General features: G+C 51.5%; 8 protein-coding genes and 1 tRNA gene. 6 read left to right on the forward strand and 3 right to left on the reverse strand.

Annotated elements, in window-relative coordinates; genetic code table 11:
- Positions 1–49 precede the first annotated feature (49 nt).
- The 4 genes from leuS (at position 50) to IQ260_RS22810 (ending at position 5,163) form a co-directional block, all read left to right on the forward strand.
- Positions 50–2,635: a leucine--tRNA ligase gene (gene leuS / locus IQ260_RS22795; RefSeq protein WP_193995385.1), complete on the forward strand. Its 2,586-nt coding sequence runs from the start codon at positions 50–52 to the stop codon at positions 2,633–2,635.
- A 165-nt stretch (positions 2,636–2,800) separates the two neighbouring features.
- Positions 2,801–3,121 carry a thioredoxin gene (gene trxA / locus IQ260_RS22800; RefSeq protein ID WP_193995386.1) on the forward strand — a complete coding sequence of 107 codons (321 nt, stop codon included), beginning with the start codon at positions 2,801–2,803 and terminating at the stop codon, positions 3,119–3,121.
- Positions 3,122–3,785: 664 nt separating this feature from the next.
- Positions 3,786–4,496, forward strand: a complete 711-nt coding sequence (locus IQ260_RS22805; protein WP_322745025.1) for a Crp/Fnr family transcriptional regulator — start codon at positions 3,786–3,788, stop codon at positions 4,494–4,496.
- Positions 4,497–4,671: 175 nt separating this feature from the next.
- Positions 4,672–5,163, forward strand: coding sequence for a tellurite resistance TerB family protein (locus IQ260_RS22810; RefSeq protein WP_193995387.1), 492 nt, complete (start codon positions 4,672–4,674; stop codon positions 5,161–5,163).
- A 46-nt stretch (positions 5,164–5,209) separates the two neighbouring features.
- Here IQ260_RS22810 and nadA read toward each other — a convergent pair whose 3' ends face one another.
- Together nadA and IQ260_RS22820 are read right to left on the reverse strand one after the other, a co-directional pair.
- On the reverse strand, positions 5,210–6,169 hold the full coding sequence (gene nadA / locus IQ260_RS22815; protein WP_193995388.1) for a quinolinate synthase NadA: 960 nt from the start codon (positions 6,167–6,169) through the stop codon (positions 5,210–5,212).
- Between the two features lie 120 nt (positions 6,170–6,289).
- Positions 6,290–7,132 (reverse strand): HAD-IIB family hydrolase, encoded by an 843-nt coding sequence (locus IQ260_RS22820; protein ID WP_193995389.1) that lies wholly within the window; start codon positions 7,130–7,132, stop codon positions 6,290–6,292.
- Positions 7,133–7,186: 54 nt separating this feature from the next.
- On the opposite strand from IQ260_RS22820, the gene IQ260_RS22825 reads away from it, so the two are divergent.
- Positions 7,187–8,128: a TIGR04168 family protein gene (locus IQ260_RS22825; RefSeq protein WP_228016358.1), complete on the forward strand. Its 942-nt coding sequence runs from the start codon at positions 7,187–7,189 to the stop codon at positions 8,126–8,128.
- A 67-nt stretch (positions 8,129–8,195) separates the two neighbouring features.
- Positions 8,196–8,280 (forward strand) — tRNA-Ser (locus tag IQ260_RS22830).
- Positions 8,281–8,501: 221 nt separating this feature from the next.
- Here the strand turns inward: IQ260_RS22830 and IQ260_RS22835 are convergent.
- A partial coding sequence (locus IQ260_RS22835; RefSeq protein WP_265579578.1) for a CU044_2847 family protein occupies positions 8,502–8,728 on the reverse strand: 227 nt, incomplete at its 5' end.

An 8,728-nucleotide genomic window follows, 5' to 3' on the forward strand; every position in this document is an offset into this window, starting at 1 on the left:
GAATTGATTAGGCAATTCTGATTGATTTTGTAGGAAGGGGAAACTAAACGTGGAGTCTCGATATAACCCATCAGACATCGAGAAAAAGTGGCAGCAGCAGTGGGTTGAGCAGGGCCTGGATAAAACGCCTACCGTACCTGGACAGAAGAAGTTCTATGCCCTGTCCATGTTTCCCTACCCCTCTGGTAACTTGCACATGGGGCACGTGCGCAATTACACCATTACCGATGTGATTGCCCGTGTCCGCCGTATGCAAGGGTATAACGTACTGCACCCCATGGGCTGGGATGCCTTTGGTCTGCCAGCCGAGAATGCCGCCATTGATCGGGGTATTCCTCCAGCTAAGTGGACATATCAGAATATTGGTCAAATGCGCGAGCAGCTGCAGGAGCTAGGTCTCTCCTATGACTGGGCTCGGGAGGTGGCCACCTGCTCGCCAGACTACTACCGCTGGACCCAGTGGATCTTTTTACAATTTTACGAAGCCGGACTCGCCTACCAGAAAGAAGCGGCTGTTAACTGGGACCCCATTGACCAAACCGTACTGGCCAATGAACAGGTGGACAGTGAGGGTAAGTCCTGGCGCTCAGGGGCAAAGGTCGAGCGGAAACTGCTGCGCCAGTGGTTCCTTAAGATTACAGACTACGCCGATCAGCTGCTGGCCGACCTCGACAAACTCGACGGCTGGCCGGAGCGGGTGAAGCTGATGCAGGCGAACTGGATTGGCAAGTCCACCGGAGCCCATGTGGTCTTCACCACTGAAGACGGTGACGAGATTAAAATCTACACCACTCGCCCAGATACGCTGTGGGGGGCCTCCTTTATGGTGCTCTCACCAGAGCATCCTTTGGTAGAAAAACTGACGACAGCTGATCAGGCCAAGGCCATCAAGGCCTACCAAGATACGGCGGCAGGCATGAGTGAAATGGACCGTACTGCCGAGAATCGAGAGAAAACCGGGGTATGGACCGGTAGCTATGCCATTAATCCGGTCAATGACCAGAAAATCCCCATCTGGATTGCGGACTATGTGCTGATGGATTACGGCACCGGGGCCATTATGGCGGTGCCAGCCCATGACCAGCGAGATTTTGAATTTGCCCGTAAGTTTGACTTACCCATTCATGTGGTGGTCCAGCCGGAAGGGGAAACCCTGGATGCAGACACCATGGAGACCGCTTTTGCTGGAGAAGGGATGATGGTGAATTCGGGACCGCTAGACGGCATCTCGGCGGGTAAAGGTAAGGGACAAAGTGTCCCTGCTGCGGTGGCATGGTTAGAAGACCACAATAAGGGTGAAGGCACGGCCAACTATCGTCTGCGGGACTGGTTGATTTCTCGCCAGCGCTATTGGGGAGTACCCATACCGATGATTTACTGTGACAGCTGTGGCACAGTACCCGTACCCGATGACCAGCTACCGGTGATCTTGCCTGAGGACGTGGAGTTTAGCTCGCGCGGTGGGTCTCCTTTGGCGAAGATGGCCGACTGGATCAACTGTCAGTGTCCTGGCTGTGGCACCGATGCCAAGCGGGAAACGGACACCATGGATACGTTTATCGATTCGTCCTGGTACTTTTTGCGCTATGCCGATGCCAAAAACGAGCAGATGCCATTTTCTAGGGATAAGGCAGATGAGTGGCTGGCCGTTGATCAATACGTAGGCGGAATTGAGCACGCGATTTTGCACTTGCTGTATTCGCGGTTCTTTACAAAGGTGCTGCGCGATCGCAACCTCATCTCCATCGACGAACCTTTTCAACGCCTGCTCACCCAGGGCATGGTTCAGGCTATCACTTATAAAAACCCCACCACGGGCAAGTACATTGCCCCGAGTGACATTGCCAACCTCAGCGAGCCCAAAGATCCCGAGACCGGTGATCCGCTCCAGGTGTTCTACGAAAAAATGTCCAAGTCGAAGTACAACGGCGTTGAGCCCCGAGTGGTGTTGGGTAAATACGGGGCCGACACTGCCCGCATGTTTATCCTATTTAAAGCCCCACCAGAAAAAGATCTCGAATGGGACGATGCCGATGTCGAAGGCCAGTTTCGATTCTTAAACCGAGTATGGCTGCTGGTCAATAGCTTTGCGGCAGCACAAGGCAGCCAAAAACGAATCACCAGCATCGACCAAAGCAGCCTCGGCAAAGCAGACAAAGATCTGCGGCGCGCCATTCATACCGCCATCAAAGAAATCTCCGAGGACGTGGAGGAAGGCTACCAGTTCAACACGGCCGTCTCCGAGCTGATGAAGCTCAGCAATGCCCTCAAAGATGCCAAACAACAAGACAGCGATGTCTATGCTGAGGGAGTCCAGGCCCTGGTGCTCTTGTTAGCCCCCTTTGCCCCCCACATCGCCGCAGAACTCTGGCAGCAGCTGGGCTTTAGCGAATCGGTACATCGCCAGAGCTGGCCCACATTTGAGGCAGGTGCCCTGGTCGCCGATGAGATTACCCTGGTGATTCAAATTAAAGGCAAAACCCGAGGGACCATTACGGTTCCCGCCAGCGCCAGCAAAGATGAACTGGAACAGTACGCCCGTGACTCTGACATTGCCAAGAAACATCTCAATGGCAAAGAGATTAAGAAAGTCATCGTCGTTCCTGGCAAACTTGTCAACTTTGTGGCTGTGTAGATCTCAAGATCGCGCACCGTCTGTCAAAACAGAAGACCGCTGGGGCCTAGCCCCATGGCTAACCACAATGCTGACCACAATTAGGTGCATTTACCTACTTGTGGTTATGATGCCTATGGTCTGAGTAATCATTTTTTCCCTTACATTCTTGGAGCACTCTAAACTATGGCCGCTGACTATATTGCCGATGAAGCCGCCCTTGATGAGTTAATTACTAGTCAGCCCTTAGTTGTCATGGACTGCACAGCGTCCTGGTGTGGCCCATGTAAGCTTGTCGCCCCCCTAATGGACCAGCTCGCCGAGGAATACGGCGATCGCGTTAGCGTAGTTAAACTCGATATTGACGCCAATAAATCTGTAGCTCGGCGCTTTAGCATTAAGAGCATCCCCGCTGTACTGTTCTTTAAGCAAGGAGAGCAGGTGGACACAGTCATTGGGGCCAAACCCTATGGCGAATTTAGCTCTGCCCTAGAAAAGCATCTATAGCCATTGCTGCGGTGCTGTCCACGCAGAGTTTTACAAATTGGGTGTTTCTGTACGGAAAAATTTGTCAATTTGCCTAGAAGACCCTGGGAACTCAAAATTCAGCCATTGTCCTAAATAAACCTCAGCCATATAGCGTAAACACTCATCAATTGGGCGCATTAGACTGGAGTTACCTCGGCTAGAAAACGAGTTTGGTGGCTAATAGCATCATTTTATTACTGGACATCGGTCTGGTTGGTGCTTCCCTGGTAGTGAAACATTAAAAAATAGTACGTTTCAATAAAAACTCCCGACGAGCTTGAGGCTTAGTGGGAGTTTTTTTTATTAAGCATACTGAGGCCAGCCAGGTTGCTTGTATATTTTGGCAATGTGTCATCTAAGTGTTTCTTGCGCCCACCTCTAAACCTACAAGAGGTTGCGCGTTAGCCCGTACAAAAAAGCGTGTATCCCTCAAGCGAGCTGGGTAGACTAAGGGACGTAACATAAAATTTGCCCTCGTACCAAAAACTACGGGTAGCTTATCCCTGTCTCCCAGCAGCTAGTTCCGTATAAGCACTTATTTTTTGTGCAACTTTATCGATTTTTTAACAAACGTAGAGAGTATCAAAGAGAATACCTCCACTCTATTTTTTGTGACATTGCTGCTCACTCGTAGGTCTACTATATGACTACACTTATTACCCTGAAAAAGTCCATGCGGCCCGATGCCCTAAGTGATTTATTCCCATTGTTTAATGCCGCAAATCCTGACACCTTAACCAGTCTGCTTTCCGCAGCGACCGAGCTGACCTATCCAGCAGGTCGCACTGTCCTGATGGAGGACTCCTGGGGCAATGCCATTTATCTAATTGTGGCTGGGTGGATCAAGGTGCGACATGATACCGGCAGTGGCTACGTCACGCTAGCCGTATTGGGCAAGGGTGATTTTTTTGGCGAAATGGCGATTCTCGATGAATCTCCTCGGTCTACCGATGTGGTGGCTCTGTCACCGGTCAAACTGATTAGTATTCCGGCTCAGCATTTTATTGATACCCTGTTTCAAGATCCGCAGCTTCATCACCGCATGCTGCAAATGATGGTACAGCGGCTGCGCCACACAAACAGCCACTTTCAGCGGCGTCAAAAGCCCACTGCTGTCAAATTAGCCCATACGCTGACGTTCCTGGCTGAGGCCTACGGTGAGCATCAGGATGCTACTCCAGAAATTTTTAACTTGGCGATGGATGATTTGGCTGCGATCGCAGATATCCCCAAGGACGACGCCGCTAAAATTATGGAAAAATTACAAGAAAAAGACTGGATTAGCCCCAGCCAAAATGGTCAAACATTACAGTTAAAAGGCTTTAACCACCTAACCCAGCTAGCGCAGAAATAATCGGGCTCGGTCTATTTCCTCAATCGCGATCGCTGTAGGTCGCCTCAGGCCAAAAATTTGGTCTAAGGACGCTAGAGTTACAAGTTATTGCAAGAGTTTGAAAAAAACCTTGCTCTCTCACCCCCTTCTTGTCAGTTGGACAGATACTTAGAGAGCTGTGCCACACTGAATTTTCATGGGTACTCAACTGCCACCTTCCATCACCCCCCGTCAAATGAACCTGCTACGGATCGTCTTGGCATTGGCATGGGCTGATGGCAACCTCGCGAAGGAAGAAGCAGATGTCATGCTGACCAACTTTAGTCAGGTTTTTGCAAACACGCCTGCAACTCAAGAGGCCGTTAAGCAAGAGCTGCAAGGTTACCTAGTCCAGGATCTTCCCCTCGCAGAACTCGTTCCTAAACTCACAACCGAGGCAGAAAAGGAATTTGTCCTCCGTGTAGGCTACGAAGTGATTAGCTCCAGCGCCCGCACCCCAGACGAAGCCCTGATCAACCAGGACGAACAAGCCACCTACCAAGAGCTAGTAGGTTTGCTAAATCTATCGAGCAGTACGGTTCAACGGATTGAAAAATCGGCCCAGTCCGCCCTAGGTAAAAATCAAGCCCAGGGCGACAACGTAGTCGATTTGCTAACCTACCAGCTGAGGGATCATTTGAAAGCTTAAGCGCAAGCTTAAAACAAAAAATTGAAACAGTGAACAGGCCATGTCCCTAAACACTCATTGCCAACATTCGTTGGATCGGGGTCAGAGCCTGCTGCCGTATCTCCACCGGGAGTGTGATCTCTGGAGAGCGATATTTCATCGCCAGATAGAGTTTCTCAAGCGTATTAAGTCGCATGTGGGGACACTCATTACACTGACAGTTGGCATCGGGGGGTGCCGGGATAAAGAGCTTGTTGGGTACCTGTTTCTCCATCTGGTGAATAATGCCAGGCTCCGTAACCACGATAAACTGCTCGGTGTCACAGCTTTCTACGTACTTGAGTAGAGCCGTTGTCGAACCAATAAAGTTAGCGTGGCGTAAAATGGCCGCTTCACATTCAGGATGGGCCACAATTTCCGCATGGGGATGCTCCATTTTTAGCTGCAGCATCTTCTTTTCAGAAAAGGTCTCATGGACAATACAGCTTCCCTGCCACAGCACCAGATCGCGTCCAGTTTGGGCCGCCACGTAGCGTCCCAGGTTCCGGTCAGGGGCAAAAATAATCGGCTGCTCGGGTGGAATCTGATTGACAATTTTTACCGCATTTGAGCTGGTACAAATAATGTCGCTCATGGCCTTGATTTCAGCGGTGCAGTTGATATAAGAAATCACCATGTGGTCAGGGTGAGTCGCCTTGAATTTGGCAAACTCAGTCGGCGGACAGCTATCCGCCAGGGAACAGCCCGCGTCTAAATCCGGTAGCAGCACTAGCTTATCAGGGTTCAAAATTTTAGCCGTCTCGGCCATAAAGTGCACCCCCGCAAACACAATCACCTCAGCATCTGTGGCCGCCGCCTTTTGGGATAGCCCTAGCGAGTCACCAATATAGTCAGCAATATCCTGAATATCTGGCTCCTGATAGTAGTGGGCCAAAACAATGGCATTCAGCTCTTTTTTTAGAGTCTCAATGGCACCAAAAAGGTCCTTAGGCAATCCAGTGGCAGGGGCTGATGCAGTTGTGAACATGGAGACAAACTCGCTTATTTATAGTTTCAGATTGAATTTTGACCCAACTTAATTATAGTTATTTTAACCATAACTGTCAGTCAACGATAGACGCTACGCATTCTTAAGGACCGCAACGGCCTAGAGGGGGCGTTTCAGCACAATATCAAACTGTTGACAGATCGCTGTAACCGCCTCGACCCATCCCTGGGGTGCGGGCGACGGAGCAATGTCCCAACCCCGATTTCCCAGCTGGGGATGGGGGCCGTTAATACCAGGTAGCACAATCGGATGGTCAACATGGGTCAGCATGTCTATATCATTGGGGCTATTGCCCAGACCAATGGTGACAATGGTTTCCTCCGGTGGCAGCAGGCTTTGGTACAGTGCCACCAGACGTTTGACAGCATTACCTTTGCCCGCATCAGGCCCGATTAGATGGGAAAACCGATCGCCCACCACCACCTTGAATCCCACGGCCTCAACGGCGGCGATGATCTGCTCAGAGGTGACGGCCTTGGGGGTGATAAACGGCTCACTAAAGTCTCGGGCCTTAGCTTCTTGCGCATCCTTAGCCGACAGACCGGTATACTTCTGCAGGCGCTTGATGGTCATGTCACCAAACCCCAGCAGTGAATGCTGCAGCTCATTGGCAATCACCCGCAGCCCCGCCCGCGCCTGGACGTAGGGACAGCCTAAATCAACGACATAGTAGTCCCCATCTTGCTCCCCCGGCGGCTGGTTAAAGGGATTATGATTAACTTCAACAAAAATACCGCTGCCATTCTCCGTTACAAACGGATCGCTCAGCCCCACATCTTGCCGCAGGGTGGTGACCTCAGCCCGAGTCTTGCTCGTCACAGGGATAACTGGAATCTTTAGTGACTGGAGTTGCTGGATAATGGGTACAGTTGCCGCATAATCGTAGGTTTCACCATTGAGCAGCGTGCCATCGAGGTCGGTAAAAATAATCAGCTGGGTCATAGGAAGTAAGCGTGGGCCGAACATGTTTAGATTAAACAATGATTTATGACCTTGATGGCGATAACTCAGGCTCGGAATGAGGGGCGAGCAGCCCAGCCCCGTATGATTGCCATCGTGGGGGATGTTCACGACCAGTGGAGTGGGGCTGATACGCAGGCTTTAGTGGCCCTGAATATTGACCTGGTGCTCTTTGTGGGCGATTTTGGCAATGAGGCGACTAACCTGGTGCAGCAGGTGGCGGCGGTGCCGTTACCCAAGGCGGTGATCCTGGGCAATCATGATGTTTGGTATACGGTTCGCGATCGCAAAGATTGTCCCTATGACCGCACCCAGGAAGATCGTCTGCAGCAGCAGCTAGAGGCCCTAGGGGAGTGCCACGTGGGCTTTAGTAAGTTAGAAGCCCCCCACTGCAATGTCACCGTTGTCGGTGCCCGGCCCTACAGCTGGGGCGGGGCTAGATGGCGCTACAAACAGTTTTATCGCGATCGCTGTAATGTACGCAGCTTTGAAGAATCAACCGCCCAGATTTGTGCAACGGTAGGGACAGCAGAGCATGACACCCTGATTTTTTTAGGGCATAACGGTCCGGCGGGTCTGGGGGACCAGGGGCATAATATTTGCGGTCGCGACTGGAAAAAACGCAAAGGTGGTGATTATGGAGATCCAGATTTTGCCGATGCGATCGCCCAGGCTCAGCGTTCCGACAAACAGGTGGCCTTGGTCGCTTTTGGGCACATGCACCATGAACTCAGGCATGACAAAACCCGCCTACGGGACCGTGTGGCCGTAGATGACCATGGCACAGTCTATGTAAACGGGGCTCAGGTGCCTAGGGTGATTGAAACCGACGGTGGCTGGCAGCGCAGCTTTACTCTGGTGACCCTGCAAGCTGACACCGTCCAAGCCGTGCGTTTGGTTTGGATCAATGACGCTAATAGCATTGTGTCAGAGGAGTATCTCTACCGGAGCGATGTAAAAAGGCCATGCACCCACTAGACGCATGGGTAAATTTGGGCTAGCATAGCTGGTGCTTCTGGCTGATAGCATGGAAGCAGTTTCACCTGGAGAGGTGGCAGAGTGGTCGAATGCGCTCGACTTGAAATCGAGTGTACCGAAAGGTACCGTGGGTTCGAATCCCACCCTCTCCGTTATCATGTTTTAGTCCTACGTAAAAAGATTTTCCATAAGCCCTATGCTTTGCGACACGCCTGGGCGATAAGGTCGGTGGTGATGGGAGAGTGCCGGATAGTATTGAGGCGCGGTGGATGGGGCATAGTGTCGCAGTTCATGCGGAGACGTACCATGCGGCGATTATTCAGTTGCAGCATGAGGCAATTTGGCGACGGGCTAATCAGGTGAGTAATTTAGGTCAGTCCTGATCTGGGAAAGAGCATTCAACGGTGATTTTGAGGTTGCATTCAGCGCTGCCTTTGGTGACGTAGGGGACTCCGCCTTCGCCAGCGACTTTGATGCCAAATTCTAGGGTGACTTTGTCTACGTTGGCGGTGGCCATGTTTTTGAAGGCGTTGAGGGTGTGGGCGGTGTAGGTACGGATGGTGCCTTGCATGGCTTGGAAGTTACGGATGGCCTGATCGC

This window comes from Leptolyngbya cf. ectocarpi LEGE 11479 (assembly GCF_015207065.1).
Classification (GTDB): Bacteria; Cyanobacteriota; Cyanobacteriia; order Phormidesmidales; family Phormidesmidaceae; genus Leptothoe; species Leptothoe ectocarpi.

What these genes read in the sequence shown, in the direction of transcription:
- trxA (WP_193995386.1), top strand. Translation starts at nt 2,801, where the DNA reads ATGGCCGCTGACTATATTGCCGATGAAGCCGCCCTTGATGAGTTAATT.
- IQ260_RS22805 (WP_322745025.1), top strand. Translation starts at nt 3,786, where the DNA reads ATGACTACACTTATTACCCTGAAAAAGTCCATGCGGCCCGATGCCCTA.
- IQ260_RS22810 (WP_193995387.1), top strand. Translation starts at nt 4,672, where the DNA reads ATGGGTACTCAACTGCCACCTTCCATCACCCCCCGTCAAATGAACCTG.
- nadA (WP_193995388.1), bottom strand. Translation starts at nt 6,169, where the DNA reads ATGTTCACAACTGCATCAGCCCCTGCCACTGGATTGCCTAAGGACCTT.
- IQ260_RS22820 (WP_193995389.1), bottom strand. Translation starts at nt 7,132, where the DNA reads ATGACCCAGCTGATTATTTTTACCGACCTCGATGGCACGCTGCTCAAT.
- IQ260_RS22825 (WP_228016358.1), top strand. Translation starts at nt 7,187, where the DNA reads ATGGCGATAACTCAGGCTCGGAATGAGGGGCGAGCAGCCCAGCCCCGT.